Genomic DNA, 17,319 nt, shown 5'->3' with positions numbered 1-17,319 from the left:
TAAGGAGTTCTTGCTCCCCCGATCAGCCGATGCCCGGACAGACAGTTCCGTCTTGTGGTGGCGTGCCCGTCAGCAGGTAGCGGTCCACCGCGTCGTCCACGCATGTCGAGCCGTTGAAGTACGCCGTGTGACCGTCACCGTCATAGCCGAGGAGCACGCCCGAGTTCAGTTCGCTCGCCAGGGCCTGCGCCCACGCGTACGGGGTGGCCGGGTCGCGTTCGGTGCCGACGACCAGGATCGGGGCGGCGCCTTTGGCGGTGGGTGGGCGGTTTGTGAGTGTCGGCTTGGCGGGCCAGAAGGCGCAGGGAAGCGAGCTCCACATGAGATAGGAGCCGAACCTGGGTGCCTGGCGTTCCGCGTCCGTCGCCGCGGCCGCGTAGGCGGAGACGTCCTTGGGATAGGCGCCGTCTACGCAGTTGATGGCCATGTTGGACTCGGTCTGGTTGGAGTAGGCGCCGTTGGCGTGTCTGTCGATCAGTTGGTCGGCGTTGCGGAGGAGCAGTCTGCCGTCGCCGTTCAGGGCCTGGCGGAACGTTTCGGTTAGTTCAGGCCAGGAGCCGCGGTCGTAGAGCGGCGTCAGGGCGCCGAGGGTGGCGAGCGACTCGCCGGCCTGCCGCCCGTCAGCCGGCAATGGACGGGCGTCTGTACGGTGCAGGAGCTCGGTCACCTCGGCCAGAGCGCCGTCGACGGTACGGCTGCGGAACGGGCAGTCGCCCTCGGCCAGACAGGACTCCAGGTAGGCGCGGAGGGCGCGTTCGAAGCCCAGGGCCTGGTCGGCGTTGAGCTTCAGCCGGGAGATGGCCGGATCGAGAGCGCCGTCAAGTACGAGGGCTCGGACCTTGCTGGGGAACATATCCGCATAAACAGCGCCCAGGAAGGTGCCGTAGGACTTGCCGAGATAGGTCAGTTTCTGGTCACCAAGTGCCTGGCGCAGCCCATCCATGTCCCGCGCGGCGTCAACGGTGCCCACATGTGGCAGCAAACGGCCTGACCCGGCTTGGCACCCCTTCGCGAACTCGCGCGAACCCTGCTCGAGCGCGGCCCGTTCCTGCGGCGTGTCGGGGGTGGTGTCCAGGGCGATGAACGCGTCGAGCCGCGAATCACTCAGGCACTCGACGGGCGACGACTCACCCACACCGCGTGGATCGAACCCTACGATGTCGAACCGTTCGCGCACCTCCTCGCTCACGATCGATCGGGCGGCTCGCGCATACGTGACCCCGGAACTTCCTGGACCGCCTGGGTTGACCACGAGAGACCCGATTCGGTCGCCGGTGGCCGGCAGCCGGACCACACTGATCTTGATGTGCTCGCCGTTCGGCCGGCCGTAGTCGAGCGGCACCGACAGCTTCGCGCAGTCGAACCCGTCGCCACAGTCGGCCCAGCTCAGCCCGTCCGCCGGCGCCTCTGTCCCGGCACAGGCGGAGGCGAACAACACAGTCGCGGCGACGACGGTCAGTGTCCGAAACCACACGCTCCGAATCTTACGCGCGTCCCGTCTCCCTCCCACCTGCGGATGGCATCAGCCCGTGCCGCATACGGGTCAAGTGTGTCTCGCCGACCCGTGCCCGAAAAGGCGCCCCAGCCAAGAAGCGCAGCTGAGGAGCACAAAGGCGCGACAGACGGGCGCGAAGTTCACAAGCATCGCCCGTGAACTGCCCGCGTCGTGCCCGCCGACTACCCGGCCGCCACCTGTCGCTGCCTGCCTGTCGCTATCCGCCGGTATCCGCCGGTATCCGCCGCTATCCGCCGCTATCCGCCGCTATCCGCCAGGAGACGACGTGCCGCCCTCTTCGCCGTACATCTTGTCGTGCTGCTGCCGGGGCGAGCACACCGAAGCGGAAGGGCACGCACAGCGCCGTCCACCATCGTCCAGACGCACCGTCACCGTGTCCGCCGGAACGTTATGCCCCAGGACGCTTCCCTCCCCCTGCGGCGTGCTCACCCGGCTGCCCGTACGCGGCATCCGGTTGCGGGTCTCGACATAGAGCGGATGCTCGTACTTGAGACAGCACATCAGCCGCCCGCACGCTCCGGCGATGCGCAGGGGGTTGACCGGGAGATCCTGGTCCTTGGCCATGCGTACGGAGACCGGTTCGAAGTCCTTGAGGAACGTGGCGCAGCACAGGTCGCGACCGCATGGGCCGATGCCGCCCTGCAACCGCGCCTCGTCGCGCGGGCCGATCTGCCGCAGCTCCACCCGAGCCCGCAGGTTGCGGGCCAGGTCTCGGACCAGCGCGCGGAAGTCGACCCGATGCGGAGCGGAGAAGTAGACCGTGTAGACGTTGTCCTGGTCGAGGTAGTCGACGCCCACCACCTTCATCGGCAACTCGTGCCGTTTGATCAACCGCTTGGACACGCTGCGGGCCTCGGCCCTGCGGCGCTTGTTGGTCTCGTCGCGGGAGAGGTGTTCCTCTCCCGCTATGCCTGCGCACACCGGCATTCCGTCGATGTCTTCACTCGAATATTGCGGCGCCCACACGCACTCCGCCACCTCAGGACCCGAGTCGGTCGGGACCAGCACCTTGTCGCCCACCTTGGGGGTGTGGCCACCGGGATCGAGGTAGTAGAGCCGCCCGTAGCGGGTGAAGCTCACGGCCATGATCATTCCCATGGGCTCGTGCTCGCCTCCTGACGGCCTCGGGGGTTCTTACGGCCTTCGGTTGCCACATTACGTGTGTCTACGCGTGCGGCGTGAGAACCCCACCGCCAGATCCCTGCGGCACCCTCAGGCGCCCCGGTACGGCACTACTGCGTCTTTGGAGCGCACAGCTTGCTGCCTCCGGGCTGCGAGATGCCATAACGCGTGAAGATCTTCAACGGTTCGGCCATGCACCTCTGATCGACGACTTGCGCGACGCCGGGCATGCTGAGCAGTTTGTCGATCATCGTGTCCCCACCGGAAGTCCGCTTCATCGTCAGACGGAACGAGGTGGGCATATCAGATTGCTTTGTTGCCAGCACGAGAGACTTGTTGTCAGCATAGGAACGGCGGAAGTTCTCGTACGCCTCTTGCTGATCTTCGAAATGTACTGATGCGACGTCTGGCATCTTTTCGATCGCCGTCGCGATAGCTCTCTGCTGGGCCAGCGTGATTCCTTTTCCCGCTCTGACGATATGCTGATCCTTCTTTGACCGTCCCGGGGTGATGACGGCGCCGCACCCTGGGAGGGACGAATCGTCCCCACATAGGAAGACCGAAACCTCCATCTTCGGCGGCTCGGCGGCTCCCGTCTGGGCGTTCAGCGATGTACGGGAGGAAGCGACTACCCCACCTATCGCCTTCGCCTTTCCGAGCAGCGCATCCACGTCGGCTCCGGGCTTGAGCTTGAGCCGGAACGACGCGAACATGTCGCTCATCTCAACCCCGTCAATCACCGCCTTGTTATCGGCGTAGTGTTGACGAAAACTCTCGTAGGCCGTCGCTTGATCTTCGAATTCCAACCACTCTACGTCCGGCCGCTCTCCCAGAGTCGCCCGTAGCGCCGCCACCTGCTCGGCAGTGGCGCCCCCGGCGCAATCGGGGCTCTTCGACGTGGTGGAGCACAGGAAAAGACGGATCTCCTGCGGCCCCTTCTCGCTGATCGGCGAGTTGGCCGCGACCGCGCGCTGCTCGTCGCCGACAGACGTGAGTGCGGCCACGGTCGCCGCCCCCGCGAGCACCACCGTAACCCCAGCCACAGCAAGCAAGCGGAAATCGACGCGACGGCGCCGGTCGAGCGATTGGAGCGGCCGCAGCGTGCTGGGATCGACCGTGGCACCCGCCTCAGTGAGAGCCGCACGTAGACGTTCTTCCACAGGGCTGTTCATGAACCCTCCTCAAGTGCTCGGCCGAGAGCGGCGAGCCCTCGTGCGATCGTTGATCTGGCGGTGCCCCCACTGATGCCCATGGTCTCGGCGATCTCCTGGTCGGACAGATCGAGGTAGTAACGCAACGTCAGCGCCTCGCGCTGCCTGCTCGGCAGCTCGCGCAGGGCCAGCAGCACCTCGCGGCGCTCCTCGCTCACCAGGACGGCGCTCTCCGCGGACCAGACAGGCGGTTCGTACGGCATGGCACGGCGAAACGCGATCGCCCGCCTCCGCATCACGGACCGGCAGCCGTTGAACACCGCAGAACGCACATAGGCCAGCGCCTTGTCCGGATCTCGTAGCCGCCAGCGGCTGGCGTGGGTGCGCGTGAACGCCTCCTGGACGACGTCTTCGGCGGTCGCCTGGTCACCGACCATGACGAGCGCCAGCCGCACGAGACCCACGTGATGCTCAGCGAAGATCGCCGCTACATCGACGCGTTCTCGTATCAGGGGCTCTGGGGGGGAAAGCTGCTCGACTTTCACATTACAGAGACGCTCAAGGGCCTCATCTGCTGCTCCTGCCACATGACCAACTTCCGCGAGGGCCACCCGGCGGGAAAGAACCCGCTACACGGCGGACCGGAGGGAGAGCATCATCGCCTCGACCGCGATCTGCGGGTTGACGTTGGCGTCGAGGCGTTCGCGGCACCGCATGATCGCGTCGATCCGCCGCAACGTCTCCTCCGGCGTCGACAGCTTGGCCAGCTGGTCGAGCTCGAAGCGGATGTCGTCGTTGGCCAGCTCCACCCCGGCCGCGAACTGCATGGCGAGGACGTCCCGATAGAACGACACCAGCTCCAGCAGCGCCGCGTCGAGCGAGTCGCGTTTGATGCGCGTGGCCCGCGACTTCTGCCGGTCCTCCAGCTCCTTCAACGCCCCCGCGCCGCCTCGCACCAACCCACGGTTGAGGCCCTTGCCCGTGGACCCCTCGCCGTAGATCTTGCGCAGCTCGGTGGTCTCGGTCTCGTTGAGCGCGGCCGTCGCCGCCGCGGCCTCTTCTTCGGCCGTTTTGACCAAGCGTTCGGCGGCCGAGACGCAATCGCCGACCCCGGACAGCGAGCGAGGGATGGCCAGGACGGCCTCCCGGCGCCGCCGTACGTTCTCGTCCAGGGCCAGCGCCCGGGCCCGGCTGATGTGCCCCTGAGAGGCGCGGGCGGCGAAGCGGGCGGTCTCCCAGGGCACGCTGTCGCGGGTGGCCAGCACGTGGGCGACCGCCTCCGTGGCGGGGGTGGCCAGGGTGATCACTCGGCAGCGCGATCGGATGGTGATCATCATGTCGTCGGCGGCGGGCGCGCACAGCAGCCAGACCGTACGTGGAGGCGGCTCCTCGATGGCCTTGAGCAGGGCGTTCGCCGCCGACTCCGTGGCCCGGTCGGCGTCCTCGAACAGGATGACCCGCCAGCGGCCCTGCGTGGGCGCGCCCGCTGCCCTCAGGATGAGCTCACGCGTCTGCTTGACGCTGTAGGACAGGCCCTGGGGGCGTACCGTCTCGAGGTCGGGGTGTGAGCCGATCAGCACCTGGTGGCACTGGTCGCAGTGACCGCAGCCGCCGTCCAGGCAGAGCAGCGATGCCGCGAACGCCCGCGCGGCCTCCTCCCGGCCCGACCCGGGCGGGCCGGTGAACAGCCAGGCATGCGTCATGCCCGCGCCGCGACCACCCCGCACGGCGTCGCCTGCCGCCACGGCCGCGCGGGACAGCACGGCCACCGCCTGGTCCTGACCGACGAGGTCATCGAAGACGCTCACCCGACAAGGCTAGTGCGGTGACCGGGATGGTTCCCCGGGTGTTCCGTTACACGCCCGTCTCAATCTCTGTGACGGTCCGTCGTGGCAGGGGTCCTCGGGGAGGGATACCCCCTTCGGGGGGCGGACGGTGACGGTCCGTCGTGGCACAGGCCCCCACGGGGAGACCGGGGAGACAAAGAACGGATGTCCGCGAAGGTTCGCGGACACCGCCCTAGTCGCGGATGGCGGGCATCGTGCCCGTGATGTCCTCGGACTCCTGGGGCACCGGATCGGGCAGGAGCTCGTGCACCCGGTCCTGGATCAGCCGGGTGATCTGCTCGGGCGGCAGCATCCCGTCGACCACCAGGTAGCGGTCGGGATCGGCGGCGGCCAGCGCCCGGAACTCCTTGCGCACCCGCTCGTGGAACTCCAGCGGCTCGGCCTCGATCCGGTCCGCCGCGCCGCCCAGCCTGGTCAGCCCCACCTGGGGCGGCGTGTCGATCAGCACCGTGAGATGCGGGACCAGCCCACCCGTGGCCCAGGCGTTGACCTTGGAGACGTCCTCGGGGTCGAGCGCCCGTCCCGCTCCCTGGTAGGCCAGCGACGAGTCCACGTAGCGGTCGGAGATGACCAGTGAGCCGCGGTAGAGGGCCGGTCTGATGACCTTCTCGACGTGTTCGGCCCGGTCGGCGGCGTACAGCAGCGCCTCGGCGCGCGCCGACAGCCCGCGTTCGGCGGCGTCGAGGAGGATCGCGCGCAGCCGCATGCCGACCTTGGTCGAGCCGGGCTCACGGGTCTGTACGACGTCGAAGCCCTGATCGCGCAGCCAGATGGCGAGCAGTCGCGACTGGGTCGTCTTGCCCGACCCCTCACCGCCCTCGAACGCCACGAACAGCCCCGGCACCTGCTCCGCCGTCTCCGACTTCGGCCGCTCGCCGCGCACCGCCGCGATCAGGTCCTCGGAGAGCGAGACGCCCTTCCTGTCGTCCATGTGGCGCAGCGCCAGCAGGCCGACGACCGTCGCGAGCACGCCACCGACCACCAGCACCAGGTTGGTGCCGTCGAACTGATAGACCACCTCGCCCAGCCTCAGCGGGTGCGCGCCGACGAGCGCGGCCAGCGGGTTGGCCACCGCCACCACGAACAGCAGCGTGACCCGCGCGGTCGACTGCAGGAACGAGAACGTCCGCCCCCGCATCGAGTCCTCGACCTCGAGGCCGATGAGCGTGTAGCCGATGATCCACGCGATGCCCGCGCACGCCCCGAGCAGCACGGTCAGCATGACCACGATCACCAGGTTGTGGATGATCGCGATCGCGACCAGCACCACGCCCGCCACGGTGATCGCCAGACCGAACAACCGGCGCCGCGACAGCTCGCGCAGCAGCCGCAGGCCGAAGAACATGCCCAGCGCCATGCCGACGAAGACCGCGGCGAACACCACGCCGTATGCCGCGTCGCCGCCGCCGAGCGCGCCCACGTAGATCTTCGCGACGCCCACGACCGCGCCGCCCGCCGCGAACGCCCCCAGCATGCCGATGATCAGCCCGCGCACCAGCCGGTTGCCGCCCACGAACCGCCAGCCCTCGACGATCTGCTTGAGCACCGACGGGGTGGAGATGGCGCCGTCACGCTTGGGAATGCCGCGCAGCGTGAAGATCAGGAACGCGGACACCAGGTACGCGCAGGCGTTGACGATCAGCGCCGGCCCGGTCGGGTCCATGCCGGACAGGAACGGCACGGCGTTCTTCAGTACGTCGCCCACCACGGACAGCGCCGTGAACAGGATCGCGGCGACCGGCGCGCTGCCGTAGGTGACCAGCAGGTTGAGCTGGTTGGCCGATTCGAGCTGCTCCTTCGGCACCAGGTTGGGGACCGTGGCATCCTTGGCCGGGACCCAGAACAGGTTGACGCACTCGACCAGGATCGTCGCGACGATGATCCATTGATAGCTGCCGACCAGCGGAATCGACAGGACCACGGCGAACCGGGCCAGGTCGGAGGTGAACATCGTCACCCGCCGGTCGAAGCGGTCGGCGAACGCTCCCGCGAGGGGTCCGAGCAGGACGGCGGGCAGCATCTTGGCGATGAAGACGCCGCCGACGGCCAGCGACTGCGTGCGGTAGTCGCCCTGGGTCAGGTTTCCTGCCAGGGCGGTCAGTGCCAGGATGTTCAGCCAGTCGCCGAGGCTGCACACCGACATCGCCGTCCAGAGCCGGCGGAAAGATGCGTTAGCCAGCACATGTGTCGGTTGGCGTCGGCCACGGGCGGTCATAATGTCAGCGTATCCAGGTGCTCGCCGGAAATGGGAAGACAGGAGACGAGCCGGATATACCCGGCTGCTCGTCGCTGAGAGTATTACGTATACGGGCCGTCGCGCATGATACACAGCTCGAATAGGCCCCCGAAAACACCAGACAGATCCTTCTTGTCTCGCTAGTCCCTTTTGTACGGCCGGGCGAGCTCCACCAACGGCTGCCACCCGGCCCGTACGGACTCAGGCAGCACCAGCTCATCCCAGAGCTCCACCAGCAGCAGCCCGTCGAGATGCTCGAGCAGCTCCCGCTGAGTCCCTTCCCGCAACAGCATGACGTAGGCATCCCGGCGATCCCCGCGATCGGCCAGATCATAGGCCCTGTCGCCGAGGCGGATGGTGGCCAGGGCCCGCAACGCCGGCAGGCGCGGCAGCCGGTTGGGCACGTGAAATGGGCGGCCGTCGGCCCCCTGGCGGGTGGTGAACTCGACCTTGGCCTCCAGCACCAGCCGGAACCCGGCGGCGTCGAGGATGCGCCCGGCCGTTTCGAGCGTGGGCGACTTCCGGCCGTGCTCGTAGGCCGACAGCGTCGTCCGCGACGTGCCGCTCATGCCGGCCAGCGCCTTCTGGTTCATGTTGGCCGCGTGTCTGGCCTGTTTGAGCAGCAGGCCGCCGCGCTCCGCCCAGAACGTGACGTCGGGCGTCGGCCCCTCGGGCACCGCACCCTGCTCGGGCAGCAGGTCGCCGAACGCCCCCTCCACCGGGGAAGAGATCATCCCACCTCCAACGTATCCGCTTGGATACTACCCCTTCGCAGGCTTGAGCGACCAGCGGATCGCGGAAAGTCAGCAGCGCGGTTCAAGCAGCGCAGCCTTGGGCAAGCGCGCCCACAAGGTCAGGCGCGCAGCTCAAGCAGCGTGATCTCGGGCGGCGCACCCACCCGGACCGGCGGCCCCCAGAACCCGGCGCCGCGCGTGACGTACACCCGCACCCCGTCAACCGTCGCCAGCCCCGACACGACCGGCTGTTGCAGCGGCACCACAAGGTTGAACGGCGTCAGCTGCCCGCCATGCGTGTGCCCCGACAGCTGCAGGTCCACGCCATAACGCGCGGCCTGCGAGACCTGAACCGGCTGGTGGGCCAGCAGGACCGTGGAGCGGCTCGTATCGCGGCCGCCGAGCGCCTTGTCGAAGTCGGGCCCGTCGTTCGCGGTGGCGCCGTTGAGGTCGTTCACCCCGGCCAGGTCCAGCACGCCGCCCTGGTGCCGGATCTCCACCCGTTCGTTCCGCAGCGAGCGAACGCCGAGCCGGTCCAGCTCCTCGATCCACTCACCGGGGCCGTTTCTGGTGTAGTACTCGTGATTACCTGTCACGAAATAGGCGCCATAGCGGGATTCGAGGCTCCGCAGCGGCCTGGCCAACGGACCCAGCTCGGCCACCGAGCCGTCGACCAGGTCGCCGACGATCGCCACCACGTCGGCCCGCAGACCGTTGATCATCCGTACGATGCGCTCGGTGTGCGCCTTGCCCGTGAGCGGCCCCAGGTGGATGTCGCTGACCACGGCGAACCGCAGGCCGCTCAGCCTGGAGTCGAGCCCGAGCAGCGCGACCTTGACCGGTTCGATCACCGGATCACCCAGCGCGGCGCCGATGCCGTACCCGACCGTGCCGAGCGCGCCCACGCCCGCGACGGCGGCGGTGGTCCGTCCGAGGAAGAGCCGCCTGCTCATCGCGTCGCCGCCCGGCGACGGTTCCACTTCCGAAACCTTCCCAAACCCCGAAATATCCGAAATATCCGGGGCGGGCACAGTCACCGGCCGCACCACCTCCACCGGCGACGGCACAGCCGCCCGCCCCCGGACCAGCGCTAACCACGCCACCAACCGAGGAATCTCCAGCAGGACCAGAGCGATCACCAGATAGAACATGATCGCGATCCACAGATAGCCCGGCCACGCCAGCCACTGGAACATCTCCAGCCGCATCCCCGCGAACGTCACGACGACCAGCGCAAGGAGCCCCACCAACCCCCAGGTCAGGCCAGTGCGCAGCCGCCCCCGCCGAGTGGTCGAGCGCACCATCCGATGCCACAGATAGAGATGCGCCACGAACACCAGGCCCACGAAGATCAAGACCACCACGCGGCAATGCTACTTACGACTTGGCCGCCGGCTTCTTCGCGGGTGCCTTCTTGGCCGGCGCCTTCCGGGTCGTCGTCTTCTTCGGCGCCGGGGCCCGCTCACGCCGCTCGGCCAGCAGTTCCGCCGCCCGCTCGATCGTGATCTCCTCGACCGTGTCGCCCTTGCGCAGCGACGCGTTCGTCTCGCCATCGGTCACGTAGGGACCGAATCGCCCCTCCTTGACCACGACGGGCTTCTTGGAGTTGGGGTCCTCACCCAGCTCCCGCAGCGGCGGCGCGGCCGCCGCCCGGCCCCTGCCCCGCGGCTTGGGCTGCGAGAACAGCTCCTTGGCCTGCTCGATCGTGACCGTGAACAACTCTTCCTCCGCGGCCAGCGACCGCGTTTCGGTGGCCTTCTTCAGGTAGGGGCCGAACTTCCCGTTGTACGCGACGACCTCCTCGCCCTCCAGCTCACCGACGACCCGGGGGATCGACAGCAGCTTGAGCGCGTCCTCGAGTGTCACGGTGTCGAGCGACATCGACTTGAACAGCGAGCTCGTCCGCGGCTTCGCCGCGTCGGCCTTCTTGGTGCGCCGCTTCGGGGTCTCCTCCTCCTGCGTGGGCAGGATCTCGGTGACGTACGGGCCGAATCGCCCGTCCTTGGCGACGATCATGTGCCCGGTGACCGGGTCGGTCCCCATCTCGCGGTCGCCGGTGGGCCGTGAGAAGAGCTCCTCCGCCTTCTCGGCGGTCAGTTCGTCGGGCGTCATGTCCTCGGGCACGTTCACCCGAGCGCCGCCCCTGTCAAGGTATGGGCCGTATCGCCCGACCCTGATGACGATGTCGGTGTCCTTGATCGGGAAGGAGCTGATCTCCTTGGCGTCGATGTCGCCGAGGTCGGTGACCATCTCCTTGAGACCCTCGTCGCCGTCCTCGCCGTAGTAGAAGCGCTGCAGCTCCGGCACCCGCTCCGCCCGGTCGTTGGCGATGTCGTCGAGCACCTTCTCCATCTCGGCGGTGAAGTCGTAGTCGACCAGGTTGCCGAAATGCTGCTCCAGCAGGTTGACCACGGCGAACGCCAGGAAGGACGGCACCAGCGCGGTGCCCTTCTTGAACACGTAGCCACGGTCGAGGATCGTGCCGATGATCGAGGCGTACGTCGAAGGACGCCCGATCTCCCGATCCTCCATCTCCTTGACCAGCGAGGCCTCGGTGTAGCGGGCGGGCGGCTTGGTCGAGTGGCCGGCCACGTCGAGCCGCGAGACGCTCAGCGCGTCGCCCTCGGTCAGGTTCGGCAGCCGCTTCTCGGAGTCGTCGCGGTCTGTCGACGGATCGTCGGCGCCCTCGACGTACGCCTTGAGGAAGCCGTAGAACGTGATCGTCCGGCCCGAGGCGCTGAACTCGACGTCCTCGCCGGTGGCCGACGCGCCGCGCACCTTGACCGTGACGGACTCGCCGACCGCGTCCTTCATCTGGGACGAGACGGTCCGCTGCCAGATCAGCTCGTACAGGCGGAACTGGTCACCGTTGAGCCCGGTCTCACCGGGAGTGCGGAACTCCTCCCCGGAAGGCCGGATCGCCTCGTGCGCCTCCTGCGCGCTCTTGACCTTGCTGGTGTAAACACGCGGCTTGTCGGGAACGTACGCAGAGCCGTACAGCTTGATCGCCTGGGAGCGCGCGGCCGCCACCGCCGTCTCCGACAGCGTGATGCTGTCAGTACGCATGTAGGTGATGAAGCCGTTTTCGTAGAGCCGCTGCGCCACCTGCATCGTGTACTTGGCGGAGAAGCCCAGTTTACGGCTCGCCTCCTGCTGCAAAGTGGTCGTCCGGAAGGGAGCGTACGGCTTACGGGTGTACGGCTTGCGCTCGACGGACTTGACCGCGAACGACGAACCCTGGAGCCGGCCCGCCAGCTCACCGGCGGCGGCCTCCGACAGGTGGAGCACGTCGTTCGTCTTCAGCAGGCCGGTGGTGGCGAAGTCGCGCCCCTGGGCGACCCGCTTGCCGTCGACCGAGGTCAGCGTCGCGGTGAAGTCACGCGGACGCTCCTCTGCCTTGCCCGTGTCGAACAGCGCCTGCAGGTCCCAGTAATGGGCGGACGTGAACGCCATGCGCTCCCGCTCCCGCTCCACCACGAGCCTGGTCGCCACCGACTGCACCCGGCCGGCCGACAGCCGCGGCTTGACCTTCTTCCACAGGACCGGGCTGACCTCGTAGCCATAGAGCCGGTCGAGGATGCGCCTGGTCTCCTGGGCGTCGACGAGGCGCAGGTTGAGGTCGCGCGGATTGGCCACCGCGTCCCGGATGGCCTGTGGGGTGATCTCGTGGAAGACCATGCGGTGCACCGGCACCTTGGGCTTGAGCACCTCGCGCAGGTGCCATGCGATGGCCTCGCCCTCGCGGTCCTCGTCAGTGGCCAGGTAGAGTTCGTCGGCATCCTTCAGCAGCTGCTTCAGCTTGCTGACCTGCGACCTCTTGTCGGCGTTGACGACGTACAGCGGCTCGAACTCATGATCGACATTGACCCCGAGGCGCGCCCATGGCTCCCCCTTGTACTTCTCGGGAATGTCATCGGCCCGCTCCGGCAGATCGCGGATGTGGCCAATGCTGGACTCGACCATGTAGCCGGCACCGAGGTAGTCCCTGATCGTCTTCGCCTTGGCGGGCGACTCGACGATCACCAGACGGCGGGTTCCACCGGTGCTGCCGTTGTTGGCTGGCACGCTGCTTCCTACCTCACTGTTCGCTTGCAATTCCCCCTGCCGGGAGCCGGCACTGATCTGAAAGGTAACCCGACTCGCGGAATTTTCCTTCCCCCGGGACTACCCACTAGCTTCCGGACGCACCCACAAGCACGCAGAATAAGCCCCATCGAGCGGCATCGCCCCCTGACTCACCCTGGAGACTAATCGTTGTGCTCGACTACTCCTACATGGATATCTTCATTCCGCGCGACCTCTCCCGCGAAGCAGCACGTCAGCTGCTCACCGAACACGCGGAGTACGGTAAGTGGGAGCTCTCGCGGGTGCGCCTGCATCCTGACGGAAGCCGTCATGTACGGTTGCGCCGCAAGGTCATGCGCGTCCGTAGCACCCTGTGATCAGACATGGCTTTGCCCGCCCCGGGCCGCGCCCCCGGAACGGGCAAAGCGTCTTTCGCTACTCGCTCACCGGCTGTGAGCGGTAGACGTTCTTGTCCTTACTTCCGGCCGAGCCGGAAGCGGCGGGTGGCCGCGAACAGCGTGGCCGAGGCGGCGAACATCCCGCCCAGGACCAGCGCGAACAGCGAGCCGGTGGTCATCCCGGTGACGCCCGCGGGCTGAGCCGCGCTCATCAGACCCAGGTCGCCGGTGGGCAGGCTGCTGGTCGCGAGCTTCACCGCACCACCGACAGGGGTGCCGGCGATCAGCGAGGTCGCCGATCCCAGCGGCGACTGCGTGTCCTCGGCGCGGGCGGCGTGAGTGACCGGAGCCTTGCCGTTCTTGACGTGCTTGGCCGGGGTGACGTGCCTGACCGGGGTGGCGGGCCGGCCGGGCAGACCGGGCAGCTCGGGCAGGCCGAACAGCTCGTGCAGGTCACCGACCAGGGGCATGTCGCCGACGACCGGCAGCTCGGGCGAGCCGCCGCCACGCATCGGAGTGATGTTGCCCACGCCCCGCAGGCTGCCCAGGACCGGGACCGGGGGAAGCGCGGGAAGCACACCGCCGGACTTGGAGTCGGCGGCCTGGTGGGAGCTGTAGTGGCCGTAGGGGTGGTAGCCATCGTGTCCCGGCTTGCCGACGCTCGAGCCACCGAGGCACCCGGCCGCGGCGTCGCCGAGCACCGCCACGGCGTTGCCGCAGACGTTGACCGGCGCGGTGATCGGCGCGATCACCTGGTTGCCGCCGAGCACGGAGCCCTTGCCGGACGTGGTGTTGCCACCCGCGCCCGAACCACCGTTCTTGACCACCGAGGCGCCGCCCTTGCAGCGGGCCCCGGACAGCCCGAGCACGGCCACGGCGTTGCCGCAGACGTTGACCGGCGCGGTGATCGGCGCGACCACCTGGTTGCCGCCGAGCACAGAGCCCTTGCCCGAGGTGTGGTTACCGCCGGCGCCGCCCCTGCCACCGTTCTTGACCGTGGCGCCGCCCTTGCAGCCGGCGAACGCCTTGCCGATCACGGCCACCGCGTTGCCGCAGACGTTGACCGGCGCGGTGATCGGCGCGATCACCTGGTTGCCGCCGAGCACGGAACCCTTGCCGGACGTGGTGTTGCCGCCAGGGCCACCCTTGCCGGTGTTCTTGACCGAGGCGCCGCCCTTGCAGCCGGCGTGCGCGTTGCCGACGGCGTTGCCGCAGGCCACGATGGGCAGGCTGATCGGTGCGATGACCTGGTTGCCGCTGCCGACCCCGAAGCGCCCGTCGGTGTCGTTGCCCGTCGAGCCGTGACCGCCCCGGTAGTGGGTGTGCCCGCCGTTCTTGACCGTGGCGCCGCCCTTGCAGCCGGCGAACGCCCTGCCGATCACGGCCACCGCGTTGCCGCAGACGTTGACCGGCGCGCTGACCGGCGCGATGACCTGGTTGCCGCCGAGCACGGAGCCCTGGCCGGAGGTGTGGTTGCCGCCAGCCCCGCCCTTGCCGGTGTTCTTGACCGTGGCGCCGCCCTTGCAGCCCGCGTCGGACTTGCCGATCAGGGACAGCGCGTTGCCGCAGGCGTTGATCGGGACGTTGATCGGCGCGTTGACCTGGTTGCCGCCGAGGACGCTTCCCTTGCCGGAGGTCTTGTTGGAGCTGCCGGACTTACCGGTGTTCTTGACCGTGGCGCCGCCCTTGCAGCCCGCCTCCGACTTGCCGAGCACGGCCAAGGCGTTGCCACAGGCGTTGATCGGCGCGTTGATCGGCGCGTTGACCTGGTTGCCACCGAGAACGCTCCCGTCGCCGGAGGTCCTGTCGGAGGTGCCGCCCTTGCCGGTGTTGACGACCGTGGCGCCACCCTGGGAACTCGCCTCGGACTTGCCCAGCACGGCGGCGGAGTTGCCGCTGATGTCGATCGGCAGCGAGACAGGCAGGTTGACCTGGTTGCCACCGCCGACGGAGGAGTCGCCGGAGGTGTCGGCCAGCGCGGTGCCGCTGCCGAAGGACATGACGGCTACAGCTAGAAGAGCCGCGGGGGCCGAAGCCTTCGCCCACGTACGCATGATGAATGCTCCTACTTGGTTCATAGGGGGATACCTGACGGTTCGCGGGCAGCCGAGGGCATGCGAGGTCGCAGTGCGCCGCGCACAGCGGAGACCTCGGGGAATCGCGAACCAAGATGACTGACATGTCACCCGCTGGCGGAGGGGATCTAGCCGCGCTCCGCCGCCGTACTCATCGGAACCTGTGGCGGGGGTCAGTCAGGTGAGAAAGAAGGGTCATCCGCCGCTGTGCGGACGACCGGAGGAAGCACGGACGCCAAGGGGGCGCGCCGAGCCTCGATACGCGGGTCGAAGAAGGACCGCGCGATATCTCCCATGCTTGGCCCGAACGGGCCGCTGCCACCGCCGTTGGGCACCAGACCATTGGTGTCCAGGATGTCGGTCGCAGGGGAAGCAGGCGGCAGGCCGGGATCGGACTGGCTGTTGAGCCCGTCGACCGTCCGCCCCGCCATCGCCTCGGCGTTGTCCGACGCCGAGACCCTTCCGTCAGCCGTGGGGAAACCGTCCGTGATGGACCCGGTGACGGTGTGAGAGGTGCCGGCCGCTGTGGCCGTCCCTGTCGCCGCGGTGGAATCCGCGGCCGCCGGAGCGGCGAAGAGCAGTCCGAAGAGAACGGCGAGCAGCCATCCCGCGGCCAGCAGGACGCCGGCCGCGACTACTCGTGCGATGACCTGGCGGGCGCCGGCCGCGAACCGCGCCATCCGGGCGGCCCGATCGGCGATCGCATCCTTCGCGAAGATGATCACGGGCACGCGCCGGGAAGCGAGGGCGGGCATTGCCCGCCACCACCGCACCGGCATGCGTGCCACGTGAACCCTCCTTCAGAAGCACCAGGACCGACCTCACCAAGTGAGGCCGGTCCGTGGACTCACCCCTCAACGATCCGTAACCGTAGCATCACTCAAGGTTGCCGCAAGGGGTTTTCAGCAGTGATCCAGGAAGCGGTCAAGCACCCGCACCCCAAACCTGAGCGAATCCACCGGCACCCGCTCGTCGACCCCATGGAACATCCCAGAGAAGTCCAGGTCCGCGGGCAATTTGAGCGGCGCGAACCCGTAGCCCCGGATTCCGAGCCTGCTGAACGACTTGAGGTCCGTCCCTCCGGACATCGTGTACGGCACGGCGCGCCCGGCCGGGTCCTCGGCCAGCAGCGCCTCCACCATGGCCGTCACCAGCGGCCCCTCGAAGCCGAACTCCAGCGCCACCTGGTGCTGCACGAACTCCCTCGTGACGTTGGGCCCGAGCAGCTCGTCGACCGTGGCGAAGAACTCCTCCTCGAACCCCGGCAGGAACCGCCCGTCGATGGTCGCCGAGGCCGTCTGCGGCACCACGTTCGCCTTGTAGCCGGCCTCCAGCATGGTCGGATTGACCGTGTTGCGCAGCCCCGCACCCAGCATCCTGGCCACCGGCCCCAGCTTGGCGATCGCGGCCTCGGGATCGCCGCCGCCTATTTCCTCCAGGAACCTGCTCATGGTCGGCGTCAGCCGTACCGGCCACTCATACCGCCCCACACGCGCCACGGCGTCGGCGAGGTCGGTCACGGCGTTGTCCAGGTTGAGCATCGACCCGTGCCCGGCCCGGCCGTTCGCGGTCAACCGCATCCACGCCATGCCCTTCTCCGCGGCCTCGATCAGGTAGAGCCGGTGATCCGCCCCGATCGACACGCTGAACCCGCCGACCTCCCCGATCGCCTCCGTGACCCCCTCGAACAGCTCCGGGTGCTCCTCGACCAGGAACTTCGCCCCGTATTCCCCGCCCGCCTCCTCATCGGCGGTGAACATGAGCACCACGTCACGCCCAGGCCGGCGCCCCTCCCTGAGCCGCTGCCGCACGACCGCCAGGATCATCGCGTCCATGTCCTTCATGTCCACGGCCCCGCGCCCCCAGACGCACCCGTCGGCCACTTCCGCCGAGAGCGGGTGATGCCGCCAGTCGCCCGCGTCGAACGGCACGACATCGAGATGCCCGTGCAACAGCAGCGCGTCACGGCCCGGATCGGTGCCCTCGATACGCGCGACGACGTTCGCCCGCCGATCGTCGCTCTCCAGGATCGTCACTTCGAGCCCTACCTCGGCGAGCTTCTCCGCGACGTACTCGGCCGCCGCCCTCTCCCCGGGCCCCGCGTTGTCGCCGGCGTTGGTCGAATCGATACGGATCAGATCACGGCACAGCTCGACGACCTCGTCCTCGGCCATG

At 68.3% G+C, this 17,319-nt stretch carries 13 protein-coding genes; 1 reads left to right on the top strand and 12 read right to left on the bottom strand.

What is annotated here, in order from left to right; translation table 11 throughout:
- Nucleotides 1-22: 22 nt before the first annotated feature.
- The 9 genes from ACQP2T_RS01500 to topA form a co-directional block, all read right to left on the bottom strand.
- A complete protein-coding gene (locus ACQP2T_RS01500; RefSeq protein WP_433514400.1) occupies nt 23-1,474 on the bottom strand; it encodes an alpha/beta hydrolase in 1,452 nt (483 codons plus the stop codon).
- A gap of 288 nt (nt 1,475-1,762) precedes the next feature.
- The gene (locus tag ACQP2T_RS01495; protein ID WP_433514399.1) at nt 1,763-2,614 is read right to left on the bottom strand and encodes a PSP1 domain-containing protein; all 852 of its coding nucleotides are present in this window, start codon (nt 2,612-2,614) and stop codon (nt 1,763-1,765) included.
- A gap of 134 nt (nt 2,615-2,748) precedes the next feature.
- On the bottom strand, nt 2,749-3,810 hold the full coding sequence (locus tag ACQP2T_RS01490; protein ID WP_433514398.1) for a permease-like cell division protein FtsX: 1,062 nt from the start codon (nt 3,808-3,810) through the stop codon (nt 2,749-2,751).
- A complete protein-coding gene (locus ACQP2T_RS01485) occupies nt 3,807-4,226 on the bottom strand; it encodes a sigma-70 family RNA polymerase sigma factor (protein ID WP_433519694.1) in 420 nt (139 codons plus the stop codon). The genes ACQP2T_RS01490 and ACQP2T_RS01485 overlap by 4 nt, the downstream gene beginning before the upstream one ends.
- Nucleotides 4,227-4,418: 192 nt before the next feature.
- Nucleotides 4,419-5,597 (bottom strand): DNA polymerase III subunit delta', encoded by a 1,179-nt coding sequence (locus ACQP2T_RS01480; RefSeq protein WP_433514397.1) that lies wholly within the window; start codon nt 5,595-5,597, stop codon nt 4,419-4,421.
- Between the two features lie 211 nt (nt 5,598-5,808).
- On the bottom strand, nt 5,809-7,779 hold the full coding sequence (tmk, locus tag ACQP2T_RS01475; RefSeq protein ID WP_433514396.1) for a dTMP kinase: 1,971 nt from the start codon (nt 7,777-7,779) through the stop codon (nt 5,809-5,811).
- Between the two features lie 233 nt (nt 7,780-8,012).
- Nucleotides 8,013-8,606 (bottom strand): helix-turn-helix transcriptional regulator, encoded by a 594-nt coding sequence (locus ACQP2T_RS01470; protein WP_433514395.1) that lies wholly within the window; start codon nt 8,604-8,606, stop codon nt 8,013-8,015.
- A gap of 119 nt (nt 8,607-8,725) precedes the next feature.
- Nucleotides 8,726-9,970 carry a metallophosphoesterase gene (locus tag ACQP2T_RS01465; protein WP_433514394.1) on the bottom strand — a complete coding sequence of 415 codons (1,245 nt, stop codon included), beginning with the start codon at nt 9,968-9,970 and terminating at the stop codon, nt 8,726-8,728.
- Nucleotides 9,971-9,983: 13 nt separating this feature from the next.
- Complete coding sequence (gene topA / locus ACQP2T_RS01460; RefSeq protein WP_433514393.1) at nt 9,984-12,671, bottom strand: type I DNA topoisomerase; 2,688 nt, start codon at nt 12,669-12,671, stop codon at nt 9,984-9,986.
- Between the two features lie 191 nt (nt 12,672-12,862).
- On the opposite strand from topA, the gene ACQP2T_RS01455 reads away from it, so the two are divergent.
- Nucleotides 12,863-13,048, top strand: a complete 186-nt coding sequence (locus ACQP2T_RS01455; protein WP_357938673.1) for a DUF5703 family protein — start codon at nt 12,863-12,865, stop codon at nt 13,046-13,048.
- Nucleotides 13,049-13,146: 98 nt separating this feature from the next.
- On the opposite strand, the gene ACQP2T_RS01450 is transcribed toward ACQP2T_RS01455, so the two are convergent.
- The 3 genes from ACQP2T_RS01450 to ACQP2T_RS01440 form a co-directional block, all read right to left on the bottom strand.
- Nucleotides 13,147-15,123 (bottom strand): chaplin family protein, encoded by a 1,977-nt coding sequence (locus tag ACQP2T_RS01450; protein ID WP_433514392.1) that lies wholly within the window; start codon nt 15,121-15,123, stop codon nt 13,147-13,149.
- Between the two features lie 194 nt (nt 15,124-15,317).
- Nucleotides 15,318-15,923, bottom strand: a complete 606-nt coding sequence (locus ACQP2T_RS01445) for a hypothetical protein (RefSeq protein WP_433519693.1) — start codon at nt 15,921-15,923, stop codon at nt 15,318-15,320.
- A gap of 123 nt (nt 15,924-16,046) precedes the next feature.
- A complete protein-coding gene (locus ACQP2T_RS01440) occupies nt 16,047-17,318 on the bottom strand; it encodes a M20/M25/M40 family metallo-hydrolase (RefSeq protein ID WP_433514391.1) in 1,272 nt (423 codons plus the stop codon).
- Nucleotide 17,319: the final 1 nt, after the last annotated feature.

Origin of the sequence: Nonomuraea sp. CA-143628, from assembly GCF_050942315.1 — a bacterium.
GTDB lineage: Bacteria > Actinomycetota > Actinomycetes > Streptosporangiales > Streptosporangiaceae > Nonomuraea.
Note: the sequence above shows the minus strand (reverse complement) of the source record. Positions and strands in the feature narration are given on the sequence as shown.

Coding starts and splice junctions, on each gene's coding strand:
- ACQP2T_RS01495 (WP_433514399.1), bottom strand. CDS start 2,614: ATGGGAATGATCATGGCCGTGAGCTTCACCCGCTACGGGCGGCTCTAC.
- ACQP2T_RS01490 (WP_433514398.1), bottom strand. CDS start 3,810: ATGAACAGCCCTGTGGAAGAACGTCTACGTGCGGCTCTCACTGAGGCG.
- ACQP2T_RS01485 (WP_433519694.1), bottom strand. CDS start 4,226: ATGGTCGGTGACCAGGCGACCGCCGAAGACGTCGTCCAGGAGGCGTTC.
- tmk (WP_433514396.1), bottom strand. CDS start 7,779: ATGTCGGTGTGCAGCCTCGGCGACTGGCTGAACATCCTGGCACTGACC.
- ACQP2T_RS01470 (WP_433514395.1), bottom strand. CDS start 8,606: ATGATCTCTTCCCCGGTGGAGGGGGCGTTCGGCGACCTGCTGCCCGAG.
- ACQP2T_RS01450 (WP_433514392.1), bottom strand. CDS start 15,123: ATGCGTACGTGGGCGAAGGCTTCGGCCCCCGCGGCTCTTCTAGCTGTA.
- ACQP2T_RS01445 (WP_433519693.1), bottom strand. CDS start 15,923: ATGCCGGTGCGGTGGTGGCGGGCAATGCCCGCCCTCGCTTCCCGGCGC.
- ACQP2T_RS01440 (WP_433514391.1), bottom strand. CDS start 17,318: ATGGCCGAGGACGAGGTCGTCGAGCTGTGCCGTGATCTGATCCGTATC.